27 protein-coding genes and 1 pseudogene are annotated in these 25,847 nt (G+C 30.3%); 13 read left to right on the forward strand and 15 right to left on the reverse strand.

Annotated features, from left to right (window positions below; genetic code table 11):
• Positions 1 to 231, forward strand: a pseudogene (locus ACFDSN_RS01610) (endonuclease); the annotation flags it as partial.
• A 25-nt stretch (positions 232 to 256) separates the two neighbouring features.
• Here the strand turns inward: ACFDSN_RS01610 and ACFDSN_RS01615 are convergent.
• From ACFDSN_RS01615 to ACFDSN_RS01630, 4 genes are all read right to left on the reverse strand, one after another.
• Positions 257 to 910, reverse strand: coding sequence for an HD domain-containing protein (locus ACFDSN_RS01615; protein WP_375238074.1), 654 nt, complete (start codon positions 908 to 910; stop codon positions 257 to 259).
• A 108-nt stretch (positions 911 to 1,018) separates the two neighbouring features.
• Positions 1,019 to 2,005, reverse strand: a complete 987-nt coding sequence (locus ACFDSN_RS01620; RefSeq protein WP_375238075.1) for an acyl-ACP desaturase — start codon at positions 2,003 to 2,005, stop codon at positions 1,019 to 1,021.
• A gap of 1 nt (position 2,006) precedes the next feature.
• Positions 2,007 to 2,744, reverse strand: a complete 738-nt coding sequence (locus ACFDSN_RS01625) for a lysophospholipid acyltransferase family protein (protein ID WP_375238076.1) — start codon at positions 2,742 to 2,744, stop codon at positions 2,007 to 2,009.
• A gap of 104 nt (positions 2,745 to 2,848) precedes the next feature.
• Positions 2,849 to 3,259: a BrxA/BrxB family bacilliredoxin gene (locus tag ACFDSN_RS01630; protein ID WP_375238077.1), complete on the reverse strand. Its 411-nt coding sequence runs from the start codon at positions 3,257 to 3,259 to the stop codon at positions 2,849 to 2,851.
• A 202-nt stretch (positions 3,260 to 3,461) separates the two neighbouring features.
• Here ACFDSN_RS01630 and ACFDSN_RS01635 point away from each other — a divergent pair, with 202 nt between their 5' ends.
• Complete coding sequence (locus ACFDSN_RS01635; protein WP_375238078.1) at positions 3,462 to 4,229, forward strand: TerB family tellurite resistance protein; 768 nt, start codon at positions 3,462 to 3,464, stop codon at positions 4,227 to 4,229.
• Between the two features lie 379 nt (positions 4,230 to 4,608).
• Entirely contained in the window at positions 4,609 to 5,340 is a 732-nt protein-coding gene (locus tag ACFDSN_RS01640; protein ID WP_375238079.1) for a PdaC/SigV domain-containing protein, read from the forward strand.
• On the opposite strand, the gene ACFDSN_RS01645 is transcribed toward ACFDSN_RS01640, so the two are convergent.
• Positions 5,337 to 5,798: a DinB family protein gene (locus ACFDSN_RS01645; RefSeq protein ID WP_375238080.1), complete on the reverse strand. Its 462-nt coding sequence runs from the start codon at positions 5,796 to 5,798 to the stop codon at positions 5,337 to 5,339. The genes ACFDSN_RS01640 and ACFDSN_RS01645 overlap by 4 nt on opposite strands.
• An 83-nt stretch (positions 5,799 to 5,881) precedes the next feature.
• Between ACFDSN_RS01645 and ACFDSN_RS01650 the strand changes: the two genes are divergently transcribed.
• The 3 genes from ACFDSN_RS01650 to ACFDSN_RS01660 are packed head-to-tail and all read left to right on the forward strand — an operon-like array spanning position 5,882 to position 7,651.
• On the forward strand, positions 5,882 to 6,355 hold the full coding sequence (locus tag ACFDSN_RS01650) for an OsmC family protein (protein ID WP_375238081.1): 474 nt from the start codon (positions 5,882 to 5,884) through the stop codon (positions 6,353 to 6,355).
• A gap of 41 nt (positions 6,356 to 6,396) precedes the next feature.
• Positions 6,397 to 6,750 carry an arsenate reductase family protein gene (locus tag ACFDSN_RS01655; protein ID WP_375238082.1) on the forward strand — a complete coding sequence of 118 codons (354 nt, stop codon included), beginning with the start codon at positions 6,397 to 6,399 and terminating at the stop codon, positions 6,748 to 6,750.
• Positions 6,743 to 7,651, forward strand: a complete 909-nt coding sequence (locus tag ACFDSN_RS01660; RefSeq protein WP_375238083.1) for a DMT family transporter — start codon at positions 6,743 to 6,745, stop codon at positions 7,649 to 7,651. Before ACFDSN_RS01655 ends, ACFDSN_RS01660 begins: the two co-directional genes overlap by 8 nt.
• Here ACFDSN_RS01660 and ACFDSN_RS01665 read toward each other — a convergent pair.
• A complete protein-coding gene (locus ACFDSN_RS01665) occupies positions 7,646 to 8,125 on the reverse strand; it encodes an acyl-CoA thioesterase (protein WP_375238084.1) in 480 nt (159 codons plus the stop codon). The genes ACFDSN_RS01660 and ACFDSN_RS01665 overlap by 6 nt on opposite strands.
• Before the next feature lie 117 nt (positions 8,126 to 8,242).
• Between ACFDSN_RS01665 and ACFDSN_RS01670 the strand changes: the two genes are divergently transcribed.
• Together ACFDSN_RS01670 and gmk are read left to right on the forward strand one after the other, a co-directional pair.
• Positions 8,243 to 9,100, forward strand: a complete 858-nt coding sequence (locus ACFDSN_RS01670; protein ID WP_375238085.1) for a YicC/YloC family endoribonuclease — start codon at positions 8,243 to 8,245, stop codon at positions 9,098 to 9,100.
• Between the two features lie 20 nt (positions 9,101 to 9,120).
• Positions 9,121 to 9,708, forward strand: coding sequence for a guanylate kinase (gene gmk / locus ACFDSN_RS01675; RefSeq protein ID WP_375238086.1), 588 nt, complete (start codon positions 9,121 to 9,123; stop codon positions 9,706 to 9,708).
• A 72-nt stretch (positions 9,709 to 9,780) separates the two neighbouring features.
• Here the strand turns inward: gmk and ACFDSN_RS01680 are convergent, their stop codons facing one another.
• The 9 genes from ACFDSN_RS01680 to ACFDSN_RS01720 form a co-directional block, all read right to left on the reverse strand.
• Positions 9,781 to 10,536 (reverse strand): UDP-2,3-diacylglucosamine diphosphatase, encoded by a 756-nt coding sequence (locus tag ACFDSN_RS01680; protein WP_375238087.1) that lies wholly within the window; start codon positions 10,534 to 10,536, stop codon positions 9,781 to 9,783.
• A 15-nt stretch (positions 10,537 to 10,551) separates the two neighbouring features.
• Positions 10,552 to 11,001, reverse strand: a complete 450-nt coding sequence (locus ACFDSN_RS01685; protein ID WP_375238088.1) for a 6-pyruvoyl tetrahydropterin synthase family protein — start codon at positions 10,999 to 11,001, stop codon at positions 10,552 to 10,554.
• A gap of 117 nt (positions 11,002 to 11,118) precedes the next feature.
• Positions 11,119 to 12,444, reverse strand: coding sequence for an MATE family efflux transporter (locus tag ACFDSN_RS01690; RefSeq protein ID WP_375238089.1), 1,326 nt, complete (start codon positions 12,442 to 12,444; stop codon positions 11,119 to 11,121).
• Positions 12,445 to 15,165 (reverse strand): PD-(D/E)XK nuclease family protein, encoded by a 2,721-nt coding sequence (locus tag ACFDSN_RS01695; RefSeq protein WP_375238090.1) that lies wholly within the window; start codon positions 15,163 to 15,165, stop codon positions 12,445 to 12,447. It lies immediately after the preceding gene.
• An 84-nt stretch (positions 15,166 to 15,249) separates the two neighbouring features.
• Positions 15,250 to 15,981: a lysozyme inhibitor LprI family protein gene (locus ACFDSN_RS01700; protein WP_375238091.1), complete on the reverse strand. Its 732-nt coding sequence runs from the start codon at positions 15,979 to 15,981 to the stop codon at positions 15,250 to 15,252.
• Between the two features lie 32 nt (positions 15,982 to 16,013).
• On the reverse strand, positions 16,014 to 16,997 hold the full coding sequence (locus tag ACFDSN_RS01705; protein ID WP_375238092.1) for a DUF4837 family protein: 984 nt from the start codon (positions 16,995 to 16,997) through the stop codon (positions 16,014 to 16,016).
• An 11-nt stretch (positions 16,998 to 17,008) separates the two neighbouring features.
• Positions 17,009 to 18,553: a LysM peptidoglycan-binding domain-containing protein gene (locus tag ACFDSN_RS01710; protein ID WP_375238093.1), complete on the reverse strand. Its 1,545-nt coding sequence runs from the start codon at positions 18,551 to 18,553 to the stop codon at positions 17,009 to 17,011.
• Positions 18,554 to 18,617: 64 nt separating this feature from the next.
• Positions 18,618 to 19,031, reverse strand: coding sequence for a hypothetical protein (locus ACFDSN_RS01715; RefSeq protein ID WP_375238094.1), 414 nt, complete (start codon positions 19,029 to 19,031; stop codon positions 18,618 to 18,620).
• A gap of 130 nt (positions 19,032 to 19,161) precedes the next feature.
• Positions 19,162 to 20,349 (reverse strand): phosphoglycerate kinase, encoded by a 1,188-nt coding sequence (locus ACFDSN_RS01720; protein WP_375238095.1) that lies wholly within the window; start codon positions 20,347 to 20,349, stop codon positions 19,162 to 19,164.
• A 121-nt stretch (positions 20,350 to 20,470) separates the two neighbouring features.
• Here ACFDSN_RS01720 and ACFDSN_RS01725 point away from each other — a divergent pair, with 121 nt between their 5' ends.
• The 5 genes from ACFDSN_RS01725 (at position 20,471) to ACFDSN_RS01745 (ending at position 25,773) form a co-directional block, all read left to right on the forward strand.
• A complete protein-coding gene (locus tag ACFDSN_RS01725; RefSeq protein ID WP_375238096.1) occupies positions 20,471 to 21,625 on the forward strand; it encodes an ATP-binding protein in 1,155 nt (384 codons plus the stop codon).
• Positions 21,626 to 21,627: 2 nt separating this feature from the next.
• Complete coding sequence (locus tag ACFDSN_RS01730; protein WP_375238097.1) at positions 21,628 to 22,026, forward strand: DoxX family protein; 399 nt, start codon at positions 21,628 to 21,630, stop codon at positions 22,024 to 22,026.
• A gap of 53 nt (positions 22,027 to 22,079) precedes the next feature.
• On the forward strand, positions 22,080 to 23,072 hold the full coding sequence (locus ACFDSN_RS01735) for an aspartate-semialdehyde dehydrogenase (RefSeq protein ID WP_375238098.1): 993 nt from the start codon (positions 22,080 to 22,082) through the stop codon (positions 23,070 to 23,072).
• Positions 23,073 to 23,105: 33 nt separating this feature from the next.
• Positions 23,106 to 23,537, forward strand: a complete 432-nt coding sequence (locus ACFDSN_RS01740) for a hypothetical protein (protein ID WP_375238099.1) — start codon at positions 23,106 to 23,108, stop codon at positions 23,535 to 23,537.
• Between the two features lie 85 nt (positions 23,538 to 23,622).
• A complete protein-coding gene (locus tag ACFDSN_RS01745) occupies positions 23,623 to 25,773 on the forward strand; it encodes a prolyl oligopeptidase family protein (RefSeq protein WP_375238100.1) in 2,151 nt (716 codons plus the stop codon).
• The last annotated feature ends 74 nt before the right edge of the window (positions 25,774 to 25,847 follow it).

Here is a 25,847-nt window from a genome sequence, read left to right on the forward strand (position 1 = left end):
ACAGTTTATAGAGGCGATTGGAATTTATTTGATCAAATGATAGTTTCAGTAAATTATTTTAATAGAAAAGCTAAAAAATTACGTTTTGAAACAGCTAACATTTTCGATGCTGACTTCTTAAAGCAACAAGATGGCGATTATAAAGGCACGCCTTACAGAACTTATGTTGGTAAGAAATATAAAGGCGGATACAGCGATCATTTTCCTGTTTATATTATTTTTAAGAAGTAGTTTAACTATCTTTAGTACTAAAACGTTATAGTTTTCCATTCCATTCAGCATAAAACTGATCTAAATACTGTTCCATATAATCATGGCGTTTTTGTGCTAGTTCTTTACCTGTTTTAGTATTCATTCTATTTTTTAGAAGTAGTAATTTTTCATAAAAGTGATTAATAGTTGGAGCTGTAGAAGCTTTATAAGCTTCTTTACTCATTTCTAAATTAGGCTTAATTTCTGGATTATAGATAGCGCGTTTTTTAAACCCACCATAATTAAAAGTTCTAGCTATTCCAATAGCACCTAAAGCATCTAATCTATCTGCATCTTGTACGACGTCTAATTCTAAAGATTTAAACTTCTGAATCTCATTTCCGCCTTTAAAACTAATGTTTTCTATAATAGCTATAACGTGATTAATTACGAATGTTTCAACCTTTAAAGAATCTAAAAATTGCTGTGCTACTTTTGGACCAACAGTTTCATCTCCATTATGAAACTTACTATCGGCTATATCATGAAGTAAAGCGCCTAAGGCTACAATAAAAACATCTACTTGTTCTTGTTTTGCTATTAAAAGTGTGTTTTTATAAACACGTTCTATATGAAACCAATCGTGTCCGCCTTCTGCATTTTTAAGTGTTTCTTTTACAAAAATGATTGTGTCTTGAATGATTTGTGATTTATCCATATCACAAAAAAAATCCTTTCAGTTTAAAACTGAAAGGATTTTGAGTTATTTGTATAAAAAATTCACAATATAATGAATTCACTTTATGAGCCTTAGAATGAAAAAAATCTACAACTTGGCTGGTTCAACCCATTTAAATTGATATGAGTTTTCTGGAATAGTCATTCTCTCTGCAATACGAGTCATTCTACTTGGCAATTTCATTAGGTAATCTCTAGCTTTTTCAGCTTCAGTGTTTAATCCGCCCATATTGCCAATATCCCACTTTGCTATTAATTTATCTAGAATATCTATATAATCCATAGATGTGTAAACACCAATGCGCTGTGCTGTATTACTAAACTCTTCAAAAGCAGAACTTATTTTATCTCCAGATTCTCTTAAAAAATGGGCAGGCATTGTAATTTTGGCTTTCATCATATGGTGAAAAGCCATCATCATTTGATTTGGATCTTCTTTAAAAATGCGATCTACAAAATCTGAATACGCCATATGGTGACGCATTTCATCTCCTGCAATAATTTTACACATTTTTGCTAATTGTTTATTACCTCTAGCCTTTGCTAATTTAGCAACTCTATTATGAGAAATATATGTCGCTAATTCCTGAAAAGATGTGTATACAAAGTTTTTATATGGATCTCTGTCTGTTCCAATATCAAACCCATCTGAAATTAAGTGGTGTGTGGTTTTTTCAATTTCTTTCATATTAACACGACCAGATAAATACAAATACTTATTTAATACATCTCCATGTCTATTTTCTTCAGCAGTCCATTGTCTTACCCATTTAGACCAACCATTGTGCTCTACTTGATCAACTCCTTCAACATCCATTAACCAAGATTCATAGGTTGGTAAGGCTTCTTCTGTAATCATATCACCAACAAGAACCACCCAAAAATCATAAGGTAAGTCTTTAGATAATTCTCTAATTTCTTTTACTTCATCAAAAAAAGTGTCGGATTCCGAGTTTGGTAAAAAATCGCTTGGTTGCCAAATAGTGTCAATAGGTACTAAATATTTTTCAATTAATGTGTCGATGTCTTTTTCAAGATATCTCATCACGTCTAAACGAATGTTTTTTAAAGACATATTATGTAAATTTAATAGCGTTTGTAATGGTTTTCTCCACAGTTTGTATTAGTTCTTCAGTGTCAAAATTAGCTACATTAAGATAGTCGTGAACTGTAAATGTAATTTGATGACCAATTCCCATTGGAAATTTACCGTAAGGTAGGGATTTCCATGAGTTATTTATAGTGATTGGAATAACAATTGCGTTTGGTGCTTTTCTAAATAATACTGTAAGACCTTTAGTTTGAAATGGTTTTGGTTTACCTGTCTTACTTCTAGTTCCTTCTGGAAAAATAACTACGGCACGCTTATGCTTTTCAATATACTTAGCTATTTTAGAAATTTCTGAAATAGCTTGTCTTGGATTTTTACGATCTATTAAAACAGAACCACCAACACGTAAGTTGTATGATACACTAGGAAATCCATAACCTAATTCTTTTTTACTTATAAATTTTGGATGAAATTTACGCATAAACCAAATTATAGGCGGAATATCATTCATTGATTGATGATTTGCTACAATAATTACAGGTCTATCTGTTGGGATATTTTTAGGGATTTTAAAACTATATCTAAAACCTAATAAATGTAAGCATCTTGTTAGTCCACAGTTTAAAAAAGCTACACTTTTTTTATGCGCACTGTAACCAAAAACTTTATAGCAAATAACTTGAATAGGATGAAATATGACTAAAAGCAACCCAAAAAAGAAGAAGTAAATAACGGTTAACGGATATGCTAATAATTTTCTCATTTTTAAAACCTAGTAATATTTAACAAAAATAGACACATTTAAAGGATTAAGCATAAAAAAACCACGCAAATTTGCGTGGTTTTACTATGTGTGCATTGTAAATCTTAACAATGAGAATTGTAAGCATCTTTTAAATTCTCTGCAATTAATTCTGCGGGTCTACCTTCAATATGATGACGTTCTAAAACGTGCACTAATTCGCCATCTTTAAATAAAGCCATACAAGGAGAACTTGGAGGGAAAGGCACCATAAATTCACGCGCTTTATTTACTGCGTCTTTATCTACTCCTGCAAAAACCGTTACGGTATGGTTTGGCTTAATTGCATTATCTAAACTCATTTTTGCGCCTGGTCTTGCATTGGCTGCAGCACAACCACAAACAGAGTTTATTACTAAAAGTGTAGTTCCTTCTTTAGAGATAGCACTAGTTACATCTTGTGCTGTATGTAATTCTTGAAAACCTGCAATGGTTAAATCTTCACGCATTGGTTTTACTAATTGTTCTGGATACATAATTTCAATTTTTATTTTATAATACAAAGTTAATCAAAAACTATGCAAAAATTATAATAGCATCATCTTATAATACTTATAGTGCCATAAGGTCAGACTATAATTTCAAGCTTAATTATATAAAAGCATAAAATTTGTAACAAAAGTTAATATTAACTACTAACAATAGTATATTTGAAAAACTGATTAAACAATAATACAAATGAGTGCATTTAAATGGATTGGTGCTACATTAGGTTGGTCTCTTGGCGGACCACTTGGCGCAATATTAGGGTTAGCTTTAGGAAGTTTAGGTGATGCTTTTTCGGATAAAGAAAAAACATTTACCATTGGAGATGGACAACAAAAGTCAAGAAGGTCTCAAAGATCAAGAGCAAGTCAAAATAACACACAACCTGGAGATTTTGAAGTAAGCTTATTGGTTTTAGCTTCTATAATTATAAAAGCTGATGGCGTACAAGATCAACGTGAATTAGATGTTGTTAGAAGTCAGTTTGTAAAAATGTATGGTAAAGATCGTGCCAATAATGCATTTAAATTGTTTAAAAGCATTAGTACACAAAATGTATCTGTAAGACAAATTTGTATGCAAATACAGCAACGTATGGATCACGCATCTCGTTTACAATTGGTTCATTTTCTTTTTGATATTGCTAAAGCTGATGGACATGTACATGAAAAAGAAGAAGATCAAATTCATTCTATTGCAAGTTATCTAAATATTAATGCACGCGACTACGAAAGTCTTAAGGCCATGTTTTATAGCGCGAGTAACAATGCTTATAAAATATTAGAAATAGAGGATTCTGCTTCTATAGATCAAATTAAAAAAGCTTACAGACGTATGGCTAAAAAATTCCATCCAGACAAAGTAGAACATTTAGGTGAGGAACATAAAAAAGGTGCAGAAGCAAAATTTAAAGAAGTTTTAAAAGCTTATGAGCAGTTACAAGATGAGCGTGGGTTTTAGAGCTTAAGCTTTAAAATAATATAAAACATAAAAAAGGTGAAATTTCTTTCACCTTTTTTGCCCCAAATCTACCATTAACTTAACCTACTTATGTTATGGTAAAGTAAATATAGTTGACTAATTCTTTTGTTTGTAATTTTTTTGTCAAAGTGTGATTTTACTCGTTAAAATGCTTTTAAAATAGTCTTATTGAATTATTTTAGTTAAAAACTAAGTCTTATTCTAATAATTAATCGACTTTTTATTCGTTTTTAAATGGTTTACGCATCTAATTTTTAGAAGTTACAGACCTTAATATAGTTTATTATACTAAATGATTTTGATGCTAATAAAATTAGCATTTAATTCGTTATATTGAAATCCAACAACTCAATAACTTATGCTTTACAGATTCAAATTACTTCAAAATGTATTCCTTATTAGCTTTTTAAGTTTCGTATTATGTTCTTGTAAAAAAGATAGGGTTTTAGAAGTTTCTGATTACGAATATAAAAACGACAAAACAGCATTAATAGAAGTTAATATTCAAACTGTAACAGGAAAATCTGATACCGCAAACAATATAAACCAAGAACTTTATAGTTTTGTTTGTAAAGGCTTTTATATAGACGCTTCTAAAGAAATACAAAATACGATAGAAGATTGTGCTAACCAATTTAACGATAGTTATAGCAATTTTAAAACACAGTTTTCTAACGAGTTGTTTCAGGAATTACCAAAATGGGAAGCTTTTGTAGATGGAGAATTAATGCATCAAAGCGAGCTTTTACTGTCTTTTGCTATGAGTTCCAGTATAAATACCGGTGGATCTAAACCAATTACAAAAATTACATTTTTAAATTTCGATAAAGCTACAGGACAACAATTATCCTTTAATAATTTAGTTTCTAATAAAACTGAATTATTAAATACATTAAAACCATATTTAGAGCAAGAGTTATTTTCTTCATCTTTTAAAATTGAAGAATTTATATCTAAAAGCACCTTAAAAACGCCAGATCATTTTGGTTATAATGACTTAGGTATTGTAGCCCTTTACGAAACATCAAATAACGATTACATAGAAGTTTCTGTGCCTTTTAATAAAGTTGAAGACTACTTAAACTATTAAACCCCTAAAGCTTTCTTTTGTGCTAAAATGTAGCCTAAATGAATTCCTTCATGGAAATTATTAAACGCAATTGCTTCTTCAGTAGTAGTTAAAGTACTTTTTGTAGAAACCGTATATTCATTATACGTTTTAAAGAACTTATTAGCGTAGTCTTCTTGAGTTTTTTCTATAGTAGAAAATAACAGTTCTTTTACCTCATCTACTTCATTTTGCGTGGCGTTATGCTCTGTTTTTGTGCCTTTTCTATATTTATCTACAAAAACATCTTCTAATAACATTGGTACGCCAGATAGTTTGTAAACTAATAATTGCTGTGTAGCAACTGTATGCGCAATATTCCAGAATATATTATTCTTAAATCCTTTTGGAACTGTATTTAATTGATCTAAAGTTAAGTTCTCTAAAAACATTTTAAAAAGCGCTCTGTTTTTTAAAGTTATATCGAAAGCAAAATCCATGGTTTTATTTTTTTTGATAAAGCTAAAAATTATGTTGAAGAATAAACTTAAATTTATATGAAATTTCAAGTTTTATTATAAAAATGAAAAAACACCAATACAATGCAAAAATCCATTGGACAGGAAACCAAGGAAAAGGCACAGAAAACTATAAAGTTTATAAAAGAGATTATACTATAAGTATAAACGGTAAATCTCAAGATATTTTAGGCAGTAGCGATCCTGCTTTTTTAGGCGATAACACACGTTATAATCCAGAAGAATTTTTAGTAGCATCTGTTAGCTCTTGCCACATGTTATGGTATTTGCATTTATGCGCTACAAACAATATTGTAGTAACTAATTATACAGATAATGCAACAGGAATTATGGAAGAAACTAAAAATGGAAGCGGAAAATTTACAAGCATTACTTTACAACCAAACATTATAATTACGAATAAAAACAACATTGAAAAAGCAAAAAAATTACACAAAGACGCTAATAAAATGTGTTTTATTGCCAATTCTTTAAATTTTAATATAGAGCACAAAGCTAGTATTTCGGCTTTAGATTAATTCAAAAAAGCGTTTCTTTGTAGCGTTAAAACCAAACAAAAATGCAAATATTTTTCTACTTAAAATCGTGTTCTACGTGTAAACGTATTTTAGATGAGTTGAATTTACCAGAATCTGTAACACTTCAAAACATAAAAACGGAAGCTATTACAGAAGCGCAACTAGAAGAAATGAAAAATCTTGCAGGTTCTTACGAAGCTTTGTTTAGTAAACGTGCTACTTTATATAAGGAACGCGATTTAAAAAACAAGACCTTAACAGAAGCAGATTTTAAAGCCTTAATTTTAGAGCACTATACCTTTTTAAGTCGACCAGTATTAGTTCTAAACAAAACTATTTTTGTTGGAAACTCTAAAAAAAATGTTGAAGCTGCTAAAGCCTTTTTAAATGAATAATAGAACTTTTGCTCTTATTGCTGTTTTTATGGTTCAACTCCTTTATGGATTAACTTTTACTTTTGCAAAAGGTATTATAGCCGAAGGTTTAATTAAGCCTTTCGGTTTTATTTTAGTTAGAATTATTGGAGCGACTGCCTTATTTTGGTTACTTAGTTTATTCACTAAAAACGAAAAAATAGATCGTAAAGATTTTAAAACCTTCTTTTTTGCTTCCATTTTTGGAATTGCATTAAATATGTTAACCTTTTTTAAAGGATTAGAATATACAACACCAATAAACGCATCAGTTATCATGATAACTGCACCAATAATTGTGTTACTATTATCTGCTATATTCTTATCAGAAAAACTAACCACTATAAAAGTGTGTGGAATTATTATTGGTTTTTCAGGCGCTTTAATTTTAAGTTTATATAGTTCTAGCGGAACTGCAATTGGTAGTAATGTGCCTTTGGGAAACTTCTTAGTATTTATTAATGCTGCTTCTTATTCGGTTTACATTATAATTGTTAAAAAACTAACCGATAAGTATCATCCGTTTTCGTTTATAAAGTGGTTGTTTTTATTCGGTTTAATATTGGTTTTACCTTTTGGATATAACGAGTTAACTCAAATAGAACTATATCAATTTACATATTACGATTTCTTTGCAGTTGCCTTTGTAACTATTGGCGCAACCTTTGGAACGTATTTATTAAACCCAATAGGCTTAAGGCATTTAAAAGCTTCTACTGTAACTGCGTTTATATATCTACAACCAGTAATTGCTGCAATTTTTGCATTAGTTATGGGAATGGATACTATAGACACTGCTAAAGTTGTAGGTGCAGCATTAATATTTTCTGGTGTTTATTTAGTGACTAAAAAGAAAAAAGTAGCCACAAAAGATTCTTTATAAAACTAAATCTTTTGGTTTCTTACCAAAAGCTCTAGTATCTTCTTTGGTTAATATTTTATAGTTTTCGGCTTTTGGAAATTTGTTTGCCATAGCTAATAAATCTTCAGGTAAACCTGTAAGTTGCCTTGTGTTTAAATCTATCCAAGCGCCTAAAATTTCGCAATGTGCTAAATGCTTTCCTTTAGCGTTATAAAAATTATGGTCGAATTTAAAAAGTGTGCCATCTTCACTTAAACCAGAAACCTCAAGAGATACGTTTATGGTTTCACCTAAAAAAGCTTCTTTAAAATAATAAATGTGCTCGTAAAAAACTACTGGTCCTAAATGTGCTTTATTTAAAGCCAATAAAGAAAAACCGTGTGTTTGTAAAAAAGCAGTTCTAGTATGACTCATAAAATTTAAATAAGCAGAATTGGCTAAATGTCTGTTAGCATCAATATCGCTCCAACGTAATTCAAAAGCTTTAGTGTACATAGGTTTCTTTTTTTAGGTTGAACAAATTTACAATTCCATTTAGTAATTGGTTTAAATTTCACAAACATTTATAATACTAGTGTATTTGTTTACCTTTGCAGACTTATTAATGAAGTTATGATATATTCAATGACAGGTTATGGTAAATCTGTTCTACAATTACCAACAAAAAAAGTATCTATAGAGTTAAAGTCTTTAAATAGTAAAAGTATTGACTTAAACGTTAGAATTCCTTCTATTTACAAAGCAAAGGAATTGAGTATTCGTAAAAAAATTGCTAATACATTAACACGTGGAAAAGTAGATTTTTCTATTTATGTTGAAACTACTGCAGACGATACTTCTACTCAAATAAACCAACCTGTTGTTAAACAATATATGCAGCAATTAAAAGCTGTTGCTAATGCAGATGATGCTGAGTTGCTTAAAATGGCAATTCGTTTACCTGATGCGCTTAATACAGTTCGTGAAGAAATTAACGAAGACGAATGGTCTTTAATTAGCAAAGAAATTGATAATGCTTTAGATGCTATCTCTAATTATAGATTAGACGAAGGAAAAGTTTTAGAACAAGATTTTAAAGACAGAATTGCAACTATAGGTAATTTACTTGAAGATGTAATTAAAATAGATCCAGAACGTGTTGAAGCGGTTAGGGAACGTTTACACAAAGGTGTTTCTGAATTAAAAGAAAAATACGACGAAAACCGTTTTGAACAAGAATTGGTTTATTATATTGAAAAGTACGATATTACTGAAGAAAAAGTACGTTTAACAAATCACTTAAACTACTTTATAGAATCTATTAATTCTAAAGATTCTAACGGGAAAAAACTAGGATTTATAGCTCAAGAAATTGGTAGAGAAATAAATACTATTGGTTCTAAAAGTAATTTTGCGCCAATGCAACAATTGGTCGTTCAAATGAAAGATGAGCTAGAAAAAATTAAGGAACAATTATTGAATGCACTTTAATAATTAAAAACAAAAATAACGTGTCACAAAACAACCCAAATCAAGGTAAGCTAATTGTATTTTCGGCGCCTTCTGGATCAGGAAAAACAACAATTGTAAGACATTTATTAAAACAAGAAGCTTTAAACTTAGCGTTTTCAATTTCTGCTACATCTCGAGATAAACGAGGCGAAGAAGAACACGGAAAAGATTATTACTACTTATCTGCTCACGATTTTAAACAACATATAAAAGCTGAAGACTTTTTAGAATGGGAAGAAGTTTACCATAATAACTTTTACGGGACTTTAAAAACGGAAGTAGAACGACTTTGGGCTTTAGGTAAAAACGTTATTTTTGACATAGATGTTTCTGGCGGTTTACGCATTAAAAAGAAATTTCCAGAACAAACTTTAGCCGTTTTTGTAAAACCACCAAGTATAGATGAGTTAAAGATTCGTTTAAAAAAGCGTAAAACAGAAACAGAAGACAAAATTAAAATGCGTGTTGCAAAAGCAAGTGCAGAACTTGCTACTTCGCCTCTATTTGATGTTATTATAGAAAATGATAATCTTGATAGAGCTTTAGCAGAAGCTGAGCAATTAGTTGGTGATTTTGTAAAAAAATAAAAGAATTTAGAATTACAAAAGGGATATTTCGTAAATGAAATATTCCTTTTTTTTATTAAGATAATTACTTAATTATTTATACTCTTTCAATTCCAAAGTCTCTCCATTAAATTCTCCATACGTATAGTACTGAATCCAATCGCCAAGATTAATGTATTTAGAGCTTTCTGAGACGTTTATATCTAAAGGCAAATGTCTATGTCCAAAAACATAATAATCTCTATGTTGTTGCGCTTCTTTACGCTTACAATATTGAACTAACCATTCTTGGTCTTCGCCTAAAAACTTAGCATCATCATCTCCAGAAATCAATTTATTTTTAACAGACATATATTGCGCTAGTTTTACGCCAATATCTGGATGTAACCAACCAAAAAGCCATTTACTAAATGGATTAATAAACACTTTTTTCATGCGTTTGTAGCCTTTGTCTCCTGGACCTAATCCATCGCCGTGACCAATTAAAAAAGTAGTGTTGTTAAACGTGAAATCTTTTGGTTTATGAAAAACTTCAATATTAAGTTCGGTTTTAAAGTAATCTCTCATCCATAAATCGTGATTTCCTACAAAGAAATAAATAGGAATTCCAGAATCAGAGATTTCGGCTAATTTACCTAAAGTACGCGTAAAACCTTTTGGAACAACAGTTTTGTACTCAAACCAAAAATCGAATAAATCGCCTAATAAAAAAATAGCTGCGGCATCTTGTTTTACTTCATCTAACCAAGCTACAAACTTTTTTTCTCGAGGTAAAGATTGCTCCATAGTTGGCGCGCCTAAATGGTTATCGCTAGAAAAATATACTTTTTTGCCTTTTGGTATTTGCATTTGGTAAATATAAGTCTAATTATCTGATGCAAACCATTGTGCAAAACTACTATCTGTTTCTTGCAGTTTAAGTGAATGCAACTTAATGGTTTTTGGTAAGCGTTGTTTTATTTTTTCAGCAAAATCTATAACCATCATTTCACTTGTTGGTTGGTAATCTACTAAAAGCACGCAATGTCCGCGATCTTTTAATTCTTTTGCCAGCTCTACGTGTGGTGTGTTTTTATTAAAAACTGTAGCATGATCAAAGACATCTACAATTTCTTCTTTTACAATCTTTTTAAGATCTGTAAAATCTATAACCATTCCGTATTTTACGTTGTTAGTATCGTTAATTGGCGTTCCAATTACGGTAACATTAAGTTTATAACTATGTCCGTGAACATTTTTACACTTACCATCGTAACCGTAAAGTGCATGACCAGTTTCAAAAGAGAATTTTTTTGTAATACGTATGTTACTCATTTTGGTTATTTTAGTCTGTAAAGGTAATTTAATTAACGTTTTTTATAACGGTTATAAACGAAAACTATAATTAAAACTAATGCTAATACTGCAAATAAAGAATTTCCCATAATGGATTTATTTTTTGGTTAATGGTTTAAAATCGAGTCTAAATTTAATAATTAATGGCAAACCTCTTGCTATCATCCACAAAGTAAATGCAATAAAAATAGCGTGAAGTCTAAAATTAAAGTAATCGAAAATAAATAAAGTTGGTAAAAACACAAGTACTGTGGATAGCAAAAGTACGTTTCTAAGGTATTTCATTTTTCCTAAACCTTTAAATATTCCATCGAAAATAAAAGCTACTGCTGCAATTGGCTGCATCGCTAAAACCATCCAAAACACAGCTTTAAAAGTTTCTAAAACCTCTGGTTCTTTAGTAAAGATTAAACCTATATAATTATAACTTACAAATCCTGCTACAGCAATACACAAGCCAAAAACAATTCCATACTTAATCAGTTTTTTACTTAAAAGCATTAAATCTTTATAATTATTCTGACCAAATAATTTACCAGACAATATATTTCCTGCACTAGAATAGCCATCTATTAAAAAAGCGCCTAAAAACCATAAGTTAATTGCAATAGTATAAGCTGCAATATAATTTTTACCATAGCTGGTTGCAAAACGTGTGGCAAAGTATAGCGCAGCATTTAAAGCTAATGTTCTCACAAACAGATTTAAAATCATTATGGTAAAATCTTTTATTTTTGGATTAAAAGGAAATCTAACTTTAAGCGAAATATCTGTTTTAGTTAGTAATAAATACGCGCTTGTAAGTGCCATAACTAATTGTGAAATTACACTTGCATAAGCTGCGCCTTTTATGTGCATTACTGGAATTACATCTGTAATTCCGTTAACTAATACTAAGTCCAAAACTATATTTAATCCTGCGCCTAAAATGGCAATTAGCATTGGATAATACGTGTTTTGTAAACCTCTAAAAATGCCAAATACAGCAATAACAAATAAGGTAAATGGAAATCCAAACACACGGATTTTATAATAATCTATGGAATAATCTAGAATAATGTTTTCTGCATTATAAAGCTGAAAAATCTGTGTGGTTAATGGATAGCTTACTGCAATAATTAAAACACTTAAACTAGTAATTATAAAAATAGCTTGTGCTGGTAAATCTTTTAATTGATCCAATTTATTTGCACCTAAAGCTTGAGATAATAAAGATGAAATAGCGCTTCTAGTCTGACCTAAAATCCAGATAAGCATAGACAAAAAAGTAGATACAATTCCAACTGCTGCTAAAGATTCTGTAGCATTTAAATCTACATTTCCCACAACTGCTGCATCTGTTAGACTTAAAAGTGGCTCGGAAACACCAGCAATTATTGCTGGAACTGCTAACTTATTAATCTGTTTTAAAGTTATTGCCATTTAAAAATTATTGTCTGGTAATTTTTTTTCTAAAAATGGAATCTCTGAATTACAGATTTCAAGAATTAATTTTTTAAGTTCTGCTTTATAGCTTTCTATAATGTCTACATTAATTACTGAGTCGTATTTTCCCCATGAAATTTGTTTCTGAAAAGGTAGAAAACCTGCTTTTAGATTTTTAAACGAAATTATTCCGGCTGTAATTGGTAAGCTTACTTTATTTTTTTCCTGCAACATATAAGCATAGGTTAGAATTTGAAATGGTTTACTGTACTTATCAAAATTTGTAGTAATATTTTCCCAGTCGCCAATTCTAACTTTATCTTGAGTTACTTTTCCCGTTTTATAATCTATAATTCGGGTTTCTCCATTGCATTCATCTATTCTATCTACAGTTCCTTTTATGGTTATTGGAAAATCTAATTCTGGATATCTAAACGTAATTTCCTCTTTGGCCTCTAAAGCTATAATTTTTATTTGATTGCCTTTTTTAACCTCAGATATTTCGTAATCTATAAAGTTTGAAACATAACGTTTTGTAACTTCAAAAATGATTAGGTTTTTACCTTGAGAAATATCGCCTTCTTTAAAAAACTTCTTGAAACATTTTTTTACCTCAGCATCAATTTTTGGTTTTAAAGCTTTTAAATTCTCTATGGTTAATAGTTGACCAATAAATGGAATGTAAAATACTTCTAAAACTTCGTGAACTATGGTTCCTAAAGTATTAGCTTCAACCGTTTCTTCAATAGATTCTGAATCTTTTACTCTTAATATTTTCTCGTTATAAAAATCGATGGGATTTCTAATATAATTGGTTAAAGAAGATGGCGAAAACCCGCGTTGTGCCAATTGTTTAATGAGTAATTGTACTGAATCTGTTTTAGTAATTTCTTGAAGTTTTTCTTGACGTGTTGGAATATGAGACGAAATAATAGTTTGATTAATTTCGTGAATGCCTTCTACTTCTAATTGATTAATAAATCGGCTTTTCTCTCCGCCTAAAAGCGCATCCATTTCTGTATTATAAATGATTGACACGTTTTTTGCACGTTGCAGCAAGTGATAAAAATGATAGGTGTAAATAGCATCTTTATCTTTATAAGTTGGTAATCCGTACTCTAATTTTAAATCGTAAGGAATAAAAGAATTGTTAGATTTTCCTGCGGGTAAAATGCCTTCGTTAACAGATGATATAATTACGGTTTCGTAATCTAAAACTCGAGATTCTAACATTCCTAAAATCTGTAAACCTTTTAATGGTTCTCCTTGTAAATCCAACGTTTCTGTAGACAACAATTCTTTATATAATTGGTATAAGGTGTTTACACTTTTTATATGTTTATGCTTGGTGTTTAACTGCTGTAATTGTGTAAAAACTTTAGAGAATTTATATAAGTATTCTAAATTTAGTTCTTGATTGTCTTGTGCTAGTAAATTGGTTTTTATTAACTGAATTAACCCTAAAACATTAGTTAGTAATTGATCTTTAGATTTCTTGAATAATAACTCTAACAGTACTGATTCTTCTTTAAAAATCTTTTCTAAACCTATTAAACTATATCTAGATTTATTCGTCTTTTCAAGGTTAATTAAATCTTTATCTAATGTCTCTGACTTGAATAATGGTTTTATAAATTCATTTTGAAATAACACCAAAATATCTTTAAAATAAATAAGTTCTGATTCTGATTTATGAATCTCAAACAGCTTCTCTAACACATAATTTATTGGCGATAATTGCAATGGTAAACCCATTGTAATATTGGTGTTTTTAATATTATCTGGCAACGAATTTAAAACTGGTAAAAGTAAACCTTCATCACTTAAAACTAATGCTGTTTTTTCTAACGCTTTTGGATCTATTTCCGATAATAATTTTCCAATAACCTTAGCTTGAGCCACACTTTTTTGTGTTCCAATAACGGCTATGTTTTTAGCTGATGTAAAATTAGATTTAAATTGTTCTTTTTCGGTTTCTGTTATAAGTCCATTTTTTTTATGAGTTCTTATAAATTGTCCTGCAGCGTGATGTTTTTTATCATAAAAATGCGCATCAATATCCCAAAACACTTTTCCTCTACCATCTAATTTAGCGGCTTTAAAAATCTCTTCTTCACAAGTATTTAAAGCATTAAATCCTATAAAAACTAAAGATTCTTCGGTTTTAGATAAGTAAGTATTAATAGTTTCGGCTGCTTTTCTATAAGCTAAACCTTGATACGCCTTATTTTGCTGAAGTAATAACGTTGTTAATTCGTTATAATAGGTTTCTAAGTAATTCCAGAACTTTAAATAGTTTTTAATAAGTTCTGTTTGCGGTTCCAACAAAGACCAATGTTCTAGCTCTTTAATAGATTTTAAGTAGTTAAAAATGGAGGCTTGATCTACTTTATAGCGATCTATCTCGTTAAAATCTTGAAGAATAACTTGTGCCCATTTTGAAAACGTCTCAAAAGATTCTACTTCTTTCGCTGGTGTATGTTTTAAATAAACATCGTAGAAATCGAAAAGAATTTCTGTGTTAGAAACAGTTAATAATCCACTAACATCTTCTATAAATTCTTCTATACTTATAATTTTAGGCGACAAAATGCCTTCTGTTAACTGATTTGCTAACGCTTTTTTAAAAAAAAGTCCAGCTCTTTTACTTGGTAAAACAATTATCTTGTTTTTAACCGAGCCAAGCTCTACTATAACTTCTTCTAAAAATGTTTTCATTAGGTAAAAATAAACAATGCTTTTGGGAAATTGGCAACTATCTAATTTTTCCTTAAATTTCTTTAGTTAATGATTTTGTTAAAATTACTCTTCAAACACAAACCATTTTTTATCCATATAAACTTTACCCAATAATTTTCCTTTTTTTAAAACGGCAACTTCCATAAACACTTCTTGAGTAGATAAATACTTTAAAACTATATCACTCATAGATTGTGTATGGTAATATGAACCATATTCACAATTGTATGGATTATTCTCTACATCATTAGTAAATACAGATATTAAAATCATTTTCTTAGACTCAATGTTTTTATCTTGATATCCAAATATTTTAAGTTCACTATGTATATTTTCAGGAATCCAAATTGTACTATCTTTTTCTATGTATGCTCTAGAAGGATTAATTTCTATTAATTCTTGTTTTAAAGCCATAGAACCTTCACAAATATCTCCTTCTTCTGCTCCATCTATCCAAACTTTTAGTCTTTGGATTCGTTCTTCTATAAGTTCTTTTAAAAATAGAGAAACACACATTGGATAAACACTACCATATTCTAGCTGTTTATTTTCTGCTGGAAATTTCATTTCAAGTTCTGCATCACGATAAGTAATCCAAATTCTTTGTGTTTTTCTAAGTTTGTCAATAAAAACAGTATCGGTTTTATATTTGGCAAGTATTTGCTTGTAAACATTGTTTAAGTTAGCGTCTGCTTTTTTATAAGCATTACTAGCCTCTTTGTTCATTTCAGATTGTGTCTGTGAAAAAGAAGTGAAATTAATAGACAAGAATAAAACTATGATTAAATATTTCATAAATGCTTGTTGATTATTTATTGAAAAAAAACCTACTCCAAAACCCTAATACTCTTAACAATAGCTTCTAGTTCAAACATATAATCGCGTTTGTTTACAGAAGGTGCAAAAGCAAAACCTTCGGCAACTACATAACGGTTATTCTCTGTATCTTTAATTAAAAAAGTAACAAATGGTCCAGCCATCCAAGCGCCATCTACATCCCAAGTTCCTCGCATTTCAAGAGTTGGTTTATTATCCAACATAGTTGTGTAGAAAAATGGTGAATAGGCTTCTTCTGTTTTCATAAAAGAACCTTCGGTTGGTCCAGGAATATGTTTTTTTCCAATACTATCTCTAACAGCAATAACTTGTTGTATAATAGTAGAATCGTTTTTAATTCTATCCATAGGAATCTCATAAACCATAATGTTTAATGTTCCTGTATTAATATCGCGTCTAAGCCAAAAGAAATCATCCGTAGCTTTTGCTATTCTATAAAATGATGGAAACTTAATATTAATGCCTAAACTATCTTTTAATGGTTTGCCTTCTGTACTTAATGATTTAGCAATTAAGCGTTGACGTTCTGTAATTTCTTCGGCTTTTAAAGCGTTTATAATTTTATCTTTTTTCTCGGTTAACACACGACTTATTTGTTGTGGATCTTTACCTTGAACCAAAACTACTTTTTGTGGTTTTGCGTATACATTACGCTTAATAATAACTTTAGGCGCATCGCCTTTTTCAATTTTTAAAATTATACGATTTTTAGTCGCAAAATCCGAAAACACAGATGTAGGAATCTGATTAATATTAAATATCGGTTCTTTTTGAGGCAAACCATCTACTGGTGCAGCAAAAATAGTTCTAATAGTTTCTCCTACTGCGCCATTCCAATTATCGTTATCTGTAACTACAGATAAATGGTTTAGGTTTCCGTTAGAATCTGTTAAATAACGTTTGTTTTTAGAGTTCTCGTCGTTACAAGACCAAAGTGTAATAACTACTAATAAAAGGCTTAAAATACGTTGCATAATAATTGGTTTTATTTAGAAACTTTTAGAATTTGTCCTAATTTTAATTTAGTACCGCTAATATTGTTCCAATCTTTCAAATTCTGAACAGAAACATTAGAATATTTTCTTGAAATACTCCAAAGCGAATCGCCGCTTTTAACTTTATACGTTTTTCCTGAACCTGAAACCGTTGTTTTTGTTGTATTTTTTTGAGTAGAAGAACTTATAGATCCCGATGGATTTCGTGGATAAATGGTTAAACGTTGTCCAATTCTCAAATTATTATTTCTTAAACCATTCCATTTTTTTATCTGACTAACTCGAACGCCAAATTTTCTAGCAATCTTTCCTAAATAATCTCCAGATCTAACAGTATAACGTGTTTTACTTTCGGCTTTTAGTAATTTAGGTAATGGTTTTTCTCGTTTTTCGTTGTCAGCTTTTGCTAAAGCATATAAATCAGCTTCGTTAGCTACAAATGGCCCAATAACTTCTCTTGGTAATCTTAAGGTGTAATTTTTGCCTTGAATAAAAGGGATAATATCTAACTTATACGATGGGTTTAAATATTGAATTTCTTCGACATTTACACCTGTGTATTCCGAAATTTGATCAAAAGTAATGGTTTCTTTTACTCTAATTGTATCTGTTTCTCTGTAATAATATTGAGGTTTATGTTTTACAAAACCATGTTCTTCGGCATATTCAAAAATATACATAGTTGCTAAAAATGCAGGTACATAACCAGCAGTCTCGCGAGGTAAATTTGGTCTAATATTCCAATAGTTTCTGTAGCCACCAGAACGTCTAATAGCTTTGTTTACATTTCCTGGACCAGAATTATAAGCTGCTAAAGCTAAATCCCAATCGCCAAATATTCTATATAAAACACCTAAATAAGTTGCTGCTGTTTTTGTAGATTTTACAGGATCCGAACGTTCATCTACATAACTACTAACATCTAAACCATATTGTTTCCCTGTTGCAAACATAAATTGCCATAAACCTGTTGCGCCAACACGAGATCTTGCTCTAGGCTTTAAAGCCGATTCTACAATAGCCAAATATTTCATTTCTAATGGAATATCTAAATTATCGAATTCTTGCTCAAATAATGGAAAATAATAAGCGCTTAGACCCATTAATCGCTCCATAGATTGATGTCTGTTTTTTAACCAATTTTTAATTACGCTTTCTAATTGCGGATTATATTCTACGTTAAAAGGAGTTCTAGCATTTAAGCGTTTTAATCTTGCCTTTAAAGTATCTGTTGGTAATTCTGGATAATAAACCGCTTCGTATTTTAAACCGGCTACATCTCTATAAATAGTATCAAATAAAGTTGTGCTATATAATTCTTCTCTCCACTTTTTATCAAATTCTGCTGCTTGTTCGTTGTCTAAAAAGGTTCTAGTAGAATCGTTTTCAGTTTCTGGAGAAATCTCTACAGTTTTGTAGGTTTTACCGTCAATATTGCTGTCTGTTTTAACAGCTGGTTTTTCAACAGAAAGCGAATCTTGTGCAGATAAAGTAAATGATAATAAAAGGGCAAAATATATAAAGAGTTTGTTCATAGTAGGTTTTATAAAATATAACGTTATTATTTAATAGTTTGTTATCTGTTAAGGCATAAATATTTTATTTACAGTTTCTTATTTTTTGGCGATTACTGAATCCATTCCAAAATTCTTTTAGATTTTCAAAATCTAAACTTTCATGGATCTGTTCCAAACTAAATTTCATATCCGTATTTAAATTATGTAGTTCAATATCGTTATCTCTCAAATAGTATATTTTTGCTTTCCATTTATGTTTCCATTCATCAAATGATTTAAAATAAAGAGTGTCTTTTTTTATTTCAATTTTTTCCCACTCAGATAATGTTCTCAATTCATTCTCTGACGCAACTCTCATCATAGAATTTTTCTTAAAATAAACTTCTGTATATTTTCCATTATAACATATTGCATAATATCCATCCCTTTTTTGCTCATTTTGACAGCTAAACATTATTATAGCTATAAAAATTATATTCCAGAATTTAAGTTTCATACAACTTAGGTTGACACGATTAAAGCTAAAATCGTACATTTTTATCAAATTATAATAGATTGAGTCATAAAAAAGCCAAACTATTTATAAAAACAGTTTGGCTTAGATATAATTACAGAATTACTTTCTGCTATTTTAAAATAGCAGCAATTCCAGGTAATGTTTTTCCTTCTAAACTTTCTAACATTGCTCCGCCACCAGTACTAACATAACTTACTTTGTTTTCGAAACCAAACTGTTTTACTGCTGCAACAGAATCTCCACCACCAACAAGTGAAAAAGCACCATTTTTAGTAGATGCAGCAATAGAATTACCTAATTCTATAGTTCCATTAGCAAATTTTTCTAACTCAAAAACGCCTAAAGGTCCATTCCATAAAATAGTTTTACTTTCTAAAACAACATCGTTAAAGTTTTTAATAGATTCTGGTCCGGCATCTAATCCCATCCAACCATCTGGAATAGTATTAATATCGCAAACCTTTGTATTTGCATCGTTACTAAAAGCGTCTGCTATTATAGCATCTGTTGGAATATGAACTTTAACGTTTTTAGCTTCAGCTTGTTTTAAAATATCTAGAGCCAACGCCATTTTATCATCTTCGCAAAGTGAATTTCCAATATGTCCTCCTAAAGCTTTAATAAATGTAAAGGTCATTCCTCCACCAATAATTAAATGATCTATTTTATCTAAAATATTTTCAATAATGGTAATTTTAGAAGACACTTTTGCACCACCTAAAACGGCTAAAACTGGTTTTTCTCCAGTTTGCATTACCTTATCTATACTTTTAATTTCTTGCTCTAATAACAATCCAAAACACTTATTTTCTGGAAAGAAATCTGCCACAACTGTTGTAGAAGCGTGAGCTCTATGTGCTGTTCCAAAAGCATCGTTTACATAAATATCTCCTAATTTAGATAATTGCTCTGCAAAAGTGCTATCTCCAGAGGTTTCTTCTGAATGAAAACGTAAATTTTCAAGAATTAAAATTTTCCCTGGCTCTAAGTTAGCAAATGCAGCTTCTGCTTCTTCGCCTACACAATTTGATACAAATTGAGTTTCTACACCAATAATATCTTCAACCTTATCTACAATATGTTTTAAAGAAAACTCATCTTGAACTCCTTTTGGTCTTCCTAAATGAGACATTAAAACACAACTTCCGCCATCTTCTAAAATTTTAATAATAGTAGGTTTTGCCGCTTGTATTCTTGTAGCATCAGTAACCTTAAATTCATTATCTAAAGGCACATTAAAATCGACACGAATTAATGCTTTTTTGTTTTTAAAATTAAAATCGTTTAGGGTTCTCATTAAAGATTTATTTAGGTTTAATTCAGAGTTCAAATATAGGAAATTGCCTACAACATTATTTTAATTGTTTTAAATACTATAATATAGAAGCTCATTTTTACGAACTTCTTATATTTGTGTTATGCTATTTTCGGACATCTTAGGATTATCACATATAAAATCTCACTTATCTAAAAGTGTAGAGAATGGTCGTATTCCACATGCACAATTATTTGTTGGACCAGAAGGATCAGGAACATTACCTATGGCAATTGCATACGCACAGTATATTTTATGTGCAAATACAAATGCCGAAAACACAAACGGAAACGAAGCTTGTAATATAAAATTTAATAATTTTTCTCATCCAGATTTACACTTTGCTTTTCCTGTAACAACTAACGATAAAATTAAAAGGCATCCTGTTTCTTCTCATTTCTTACCAGAATGGCGCGAATTACTAAAAGAGCAACCTTATGGTAATTTATTTGATTGGTACAAACGTTTAGGCGTAGATAACAAACAAGGACAAATTGGTGTAGACGAAGCTTTAGACATTAATAAATCTTTAGCATTGAAGTCTTTTGAAGGTGGCTATAAAATTATGCTGATTTGGATGGCTGAAAAAATGAATACTGCAGCTGCCAACAAACTTTTAAAACTAATTGAAGAACCGCCAAACAAGACTGTTTTTCTTTTAATTGCAGAAGACGAAGAGCAAATTATAAACACGATTAAATCGCGTTGTCAAGTGCTACATTTTCCGCCTTTAGCTCAAGACGATATTAAAACTGGTTTAATAAAGCAATATAATTTACCAGAAAATGAAGCTGTAAAAATAGCACAACAAGCAGATGGAAATTATAACAAAGCCTGCGATTTAGTTTATCAAGATTCCGAAGACTTACAATTCGAAACTTGGTTTATTACTTGGATTCGTTCGGCTTTTAAAGCCAAAGGCAACAAATCTGCTATTCACGATTTAATTTCTTGGAGCGAGGAAATTGCAAAAACAGGTCGAGAAACTCAAAAGCTGTTTTTACAATTTTGTATTGAGTTTTTTAGACAAGCTATGCTTTTAAATTATGGTGCAGATAGTTTGGTGTATTTTGAAACAAAAACTAAAGGTTTCGATATTTCTAAATTTGCGCCTTTTATACATAACAATAATATTTTAGATATTTCTGAAGCACTACAAGACGCTATTTACCACATAGAGCGTAACGGAAATTCAAAAATTATTTTAACCGATTTATCAATAAAACTAACGCGTTTACTTCACGCAAAAAAAGATTAACTATGGGAAATATATTAGCTAATATTACAGAAATTATTTTATTATTATTTTTAACTATTACTTTTTTACAATCAGGTATAGATAAAATATTAGATTGGAACGGAAATGTATCTTGGCTAAAAGGACATTTTAAAGATACTTTTTTAGGTAAAATGGTCCCTCTAAGTGTGGGGATTATTTTAGTAATAGAAGTTATTTCAGGAATCTGTACACTTATTGGTTGTTATGAATTAGCCTTTACAGAAAATAATACCATTGCATTAACAGGAACTATTTTATCTTGTGTAACACTACTAATGTTATTATTTGGACAACGATTAGCAAAAGATTATGAAGGTGCAAAAACTATAGCTGTGTACTTTGTTCCTGCTATATTTTTATTATTCCTTTTAAGCAACTAAAATAGTTATTACATAGCATTATAACTTAAGTTTAGACTCCAAAAATTTAAAAGATGAAAGTAGCAATAGTTGGCGCAACAGGAATGGTTGGAAACGTCATGTTAACCGTTTTAAAAGAACGTAATTTTCCTATTACAGAATTAATTCCAGTAGCTTCAGAACGTTCAATTGGAAAAACAATTTCTTATAATGGTAAAGATTATACTATTATAAGTTTACAAGATGCTGTAAATTTAAAACCAGATATTGCTTTATTTTCTGCTGGCGGCGAAACATCTTTAGAATGGGCTCCAAAATTTTCTGAAACTGGAACAACGGTTGTAGATAATTCTTCTACTTGGCGTATGGACGAAACTAAAAAATTAATTGTGCCAGAAATTAATGCTTCAGAACTAACTAAAAACGATAAAATAATTGCGAACCCTAATTGCTCTACCATTCAGTTGGTTATGGCATTAGCGCCATTGCATAAAAAATATAAAATGAAACGCGTTTTGGTTTCTACGTATCAATCAGTTTCTGGTTCTGGAATTAAAGCAGTAAGACAACTAGAGAACGAAATTGCAGGTGTTAAAGGCGAAATGGCTTATCCGCATCCAATTGGTAAAAATGCATTGCCTCAATGCGATGTTTTTGAAGAAAATGGTTACACTAAAGAGGAAATGAAATTAACTAGAGAACCTCAAAAAATTCTTAACGATCGTACATTCTCTATTTCGGCTACTGCGGTTAGAATTCCTACTGCTGGCGGACATAGCGAATCTGTAAACGTAGAGTTTGAAAACGACTTTGATTTAAAAGACATTAGAACTATTTTAAGTGAAACACCTGGAATTGTAGTTCAAGATAATCCAGCTACAAGCATATATCCAATGCCAATTTACGCGCATAATAAAGATGAGGTTTTTGTTGGTAGAATTAGACGGGACGAAACACAACCCAATACTTTAAATATGTGGATTGTTTCAGATAATTTAAGAAAAGGAGCAGCAACAAATACAATTCAAATTGCTGAATATTTGTTGGAGAATGGGTTGATTGGCTAATTTTCTATTAATAAATTTTAATAAACAAATACAATGAAAAAAATCATATTAATAACCTTTGTCCTGTTCATATCAAACAGTTTAAAATCGCAAACTTCAACAGATGAAATTTTAAATAAATTTTTTGTGATTTATGAAGCATCACCATTTGAAGCAGTAGATTATGTTTATAGTACTAATAAATGGATGGAGCGAAATATTGATGGAATTGAAGATGTAAAAAATAAAATGAGAACCTTTCTGGGATTGGTTGGGGAATATTATGGGTATGAAGAGATTGTACAAAATAGTATTGGTGAAAAATATAAACTAGTGAGTTATATTGTTAAATATGATAGACAACCTCTTCGCTTTACTTTTATTTTTTATAAGCCAAAAGACAAATGGCAAGTACAGAATTTTAGATTTGATGATAATTTAAGTGATGAGTTGACTGAACTAAGTAAAATAAATAACCAAAAATAGAAATTACCATAAAAAGTTAAAAAGCACTTAACTAGTCGTTGTTAAGTGCTTTTTTCGTTAAATTTAGATTTTAAATACAAAACCTATGAAAAAACTAACCCTTTGCGTTATTACTTTGGCTACAATTATGGCTTGTAAAAACGAAGAAAAACCGAAAGAAGAAACTCCTATGGCAATAACTTACCCAGAAACCAAACGTTTAGATTCTACAAGAACCTATTTTGGCGAAGACGTTAAAGACGATTTTGGTTGGTTAGAAGACGATAGAAGTCCAGATACAGAAGCTTGGGTAATTGCTCAAAACAAAGTAACTTATAATTATTTAGACCAAATTCCTTATAGAGAAGCGCTTAAACAACGTTTAGAAAAACTGTGGAATTACGAAAAAGTTGGTGCACCTTTTAAAGAAGGTAATAATTATTACTATTATAAAAACGATGGTTTACAAAATCATTATGTCATCTATAAAAAAGGCACTGATAACGATGAGGTTTTTTTAGATCCAAATACGTTTTCTAAAGATGGCACAACATCACTTTCTGGCGTTAGTTTTACCGAAGATGGAACATTAGCAGCCTATTCAATTTCTGAAGGTGGAAGCGATTGGCGAAAAGTATTAATTATGAATACTGAAACACGCAAAATTACAGAAGATACTATTATAGACGTTAAGTTTAGTGGAACGTCTTGGAAAGGAAACGATGGTTTTTATTATTCAAGTTACGATAAACCTGTTGGAAGCGAATTATCTGCTAAAACCGACCAGCACAAAGTATATTATCATAAATTAGGAACACCACAAAGCGAAGATAAAATCATTTTTGGAGCAACGCCAGAAGAAAAACACAGATATATTGGTGCTTATGTAACCAAAGATCAAAATTTTTTAATGTTAAGCGCATCGGTTTCTACATCTGGAAACAAGTTGTTTATTAAAAATTTAAACGAGCCAAATAGTGTTTTTAGACCAATAATAGATAATGTAGAATCGGACACTTATTTAGTAGAAAACATAGGTGATAAATTATATTTAAAAACCAACTTAAACGCACCAAACGGAAAAATAGTTGTGGTTGATGCTAAAAACCCTACTCCAGAAAACTGGACTGATTTTATTCCTGAGACAGAAAATGTATTATCGGTTTCAAAAGGTGGAAACTACTTTTTTGCTGAATATATGGTAGATGCTGTTTCTAAAGTAATGCAATACAATTATGATGGGAAATTAATTCGTGAGGTAAAATTACCTGGAATTGGTAGTTCTGGTACTATTAGCGGTAAAAAAGAAGATAAAGAATTATATTATTCATTTACAAACTACAATACACCAAGTAGTACTTATATTTATAATGTAGAAACTGGAGAATCTACACAATATTGGACACCAGAAATAGATTTTAAAAGTGATGATTACGAATCTAAGCAAGTCTTTTACACGTCTAAAGATGGTACTAAAATTCCAATGATAATTACTTATAAAAAAGGAACAGAATTAAATGGTAAAAACCCAACTATATTATATGGTTATGGCGGATTCAATATTAGTTTAACACCAAGTTTTAAAATCACTAATTCAGTTTGGTTAGAACAAGGCGGAATTTACGTAGTGGCTAATCTTCGTGGTGGTGGAGAATACGGAAAAGCGTGGCACGATGCAGGAACGCAACAAAAAAAGCAAAACGTTTTTGATGATTTTATTGCTGCTGCAGAATACTTAAAAGATAAAAAATACACCTCAACAGATTACTTAGCAATTTCTGGACGTTCTAATGGCGGATTATTAGTTGGAGCAACGATGACGCAAAGACCAGATTTAATGAAAGTGGCATTGCCTGGAGTTGGCGTTTTAGACATGTTACGTTACCATACATTTACAGCTGGTGCTGGTTGGGCCTACGATTACGGAACAGCTGAGGATAATAAAGAAATGTTTGAGTATCTAAAAAACTACTCGCCAGTACATAACGTAAAACCAAACACTCAATATCCAGCTACAATGGTAACTACAGGAGATCATGACGATCGTGTTGTACCAGCGCATAGTTTTAAATTTGCGGCAGAATTACAAGCTAATCAAACCGGAACAAATCCAACATTAATTAGAATAGATGTAAATGCTGGTCATGGCGCAGGAAAACCTGTAAGTATGCAAATTCAAGAATGGGCAGATATTTATGGGTTTACACTTTATAATATGGGTTATAAAGTATTACCTCAACAAGAATTAAAAAAATAGTATTAATTTATTCTTAATCTGTAAAAAGCGATACTAAAAAATATCGCTTTTTACATTTTATTGTATTTTTAAAA

Origin of the sequence: Aurantibacter sp. (assembly GCF_042094015.1) — a bacterium.
GTDB lineage: Bacteria > Bacteroidota > Bacteroidia > Flavobacteriales > Flavobacteriaceae > Aurantibacter.

What these genes read in the sequence shown, in the direction of transcription:
- ACFDSN_RS01620 (WP_375238075.1), bottom strand. Translation starts at nt 2,005, where the DNA reads ATGTCTTTAAAAAACATTCGTTTAGACGTGATGAGATATCTTGAAAAA.
- ACFDSN_RS01625 (WP_375238076.1), bottom strand. Translation starts at nt 2,744, where the DNA reads ATGAGAAAATTATTAGCATATCCGTTAACCGTTATTTACTTCTTCTTT.
- ACFDSN_RS01660 (WP_375238083.1), top strand. Translation starts at nt 6,743, where the DNA reads ATGAATAATAGAACTTTTGCTCTTATTGCTGTTTTTATGGTTCAACTC.
- ACFDSN_RS01695 (WP_375238090.1), bottom strand. Translation starts at nt 15,165, where the DNA reads ATGAAAACATTTTTAGAAGAAGTTATAGTAGAGCTTGGCTCGGTTAAA.
- ACFDSN_RS01680 (WP_375238087.1), bottom strand. Translation starts at nt 10,536, where the DNA reads ATGCAAATACCAAAAGGCAAAAAAGTATATTTTTCTAGCGATAACCAT.
- ACFDSN_RS01745 (WP_375238100.1), top strand. Translation starts at nt 23,623, where the DNA reads ATGAAAAAACTAACCCTTTGCGTTATTACTTTGGCTACAATTATGGCT.
- ACFDSN_RS01655 (WP_375238082.1), top strand. Translation starts at nt 6,397, where the DNA reads ATGCAAATATTTTTCTACTTAAAATCGTGTTCTACGTGTAAACGTATT.
- ACFDSN_RS01730 (WP_375238097.1), top strand. Translation starts at nt 21,628, where the DNA reads ATGGGAAATATATTAGCTAATATTACAGAAATTATTTTATTATTATTT.
- ACFDSN_RS01725 (WP_375238096.1), top strand. Translation starts at nt 20,471, where the DNA reads ATGCTATTTTCGGACATCTTAGGATTATCACATATAAAATCTCACTTA.
- ACFDSN_RS01645 (WP_375238080.1), bottom strand. Translation starts at nt 5,798, where the DNA reads ATGGATTTTGCTTTCGATATAACTTTAAAAAACAGAGCGCTTTTTAAA.
- ACFDSN_RS01685 (WP_375238088.1), bottom strand. Translation starts at nt 11,001, where the DNA reads ATGAGTAACATACGTATTACAAAAAAATTCTCTTTTGAAACTGGTCAT.
- ACFDSN_RS01640 (WP_375238079.1), top strand. Translation starts at nt 4,609, where the DNA reads ATGCTTTACAGATTCAAATTACTTCAAAATGTATTCCTTATTAGCTTT.
- ACFDSN_RS01720 (WP_375238095.1), bottom strand. Translation starts at nt 20,349, where the DNA reads ATGAGAACCCTAAACGATTTTAATTTTAAAAACAAAAAAGCATTAATT.
- ACFDSN_RS01735 (WP_375238098.1), top strand. Translation starts at nt 22,080, where the DNA reads ATGAAAGTAGCAATAGTTGGCGCAACAGGAATGGTTGGAAACGTCATG.
- ACFDSN_RS01715 (WP_375238094.1), bottom strand. Translation starts at nt 19,031, where the DNA reads ATGAAACTTAAATTCTGGAATATAATTTTTATAGCTATAATAATGTTT.
- ACFDSN_RS01670 (WP_375238085.1), top strand. Translation starts at nt 8,243, where the DNA reads ATGATATATTCAATGACAGGTTATGGTAAATCTGTTCTACAATTACCA.
- ACFDSN_RS01630 (WP_375238077.1), bottom strand. Translation starts at nt 3,259, where the DNA reads ATGTATCCAGAACAATTAGTAAAACCAATGCGTGAAGATTTAACCATT.
- ACFDSN_RS01690 (WP_375238089.1), bottom strand. Translation starts at nt 12,444, where the DNA reads ATGGCAATAACTTTAAAACAGATTAATAAGTTAGCAGTTCCAGCAATA.
- ACFDSN_RS01705 (WP_375238092.1), bottom strand. Translation starts at nt 16,997, where the DNA reads ATGCAACGTATTTTAAGCCTTTTATTAGTAGTTATTACACTTTGGTCT.
- ACFDSN_RS01615 (WP_375238074.1), bottom strand. Translation starts at nt 910, where the DNA reads ATGGATAAATCACAAATCATTCAAGACACAATCATTTTTGTAAAAGAA.
- ACFDSN_RS01650 (WP_375238081.1), top strand. Translation starts at nt 5,882, where the DNA reads ATGAAAAAACACCAATACAATGCAAAAATCCATTGGACAGGAAACCAA.
- ACFDSN_RS01710 (WP_375238093.1), bottom strand. Translation starts at nt 18,553, where the DNA reads ATGAACAAACTCTTTATATATTTTGCCCTTTTATTATCATTTACTTTA.
- ACFDSN_RS01635 (WP_375238078.1), top strand. Translation starts at nt 3,462, where the DNA reads ATGAGTGCATTTAAATGGATTGGTGCTACATTAGGTTGGTCTCTTGGC.
- ACFDSN_RS01700 (WP_375238091.1), bottom strand. Translation starts at nt 15,981, where the DNA reads ATGAAATATTTAATCATAGTTTTATTCTTGTCTATTAATTTCACTTCT.
- ACFDSN_RS01665 (WP_375238084.1), bottom strand. Translation starts at nt 8,125, where the DNA reads ATGTACACTAAAGCTTTTGAATTACGTTGGAGCGATATTGATGCTAAC.
- ACFDSN_RS01740 (WP_375238099.1), top strand. Translation starts at nt 23,106, where the DNA reads ATGAAAAAAATCATATTAATAACCTTTGTCCTGTTCATATCAAACAGT.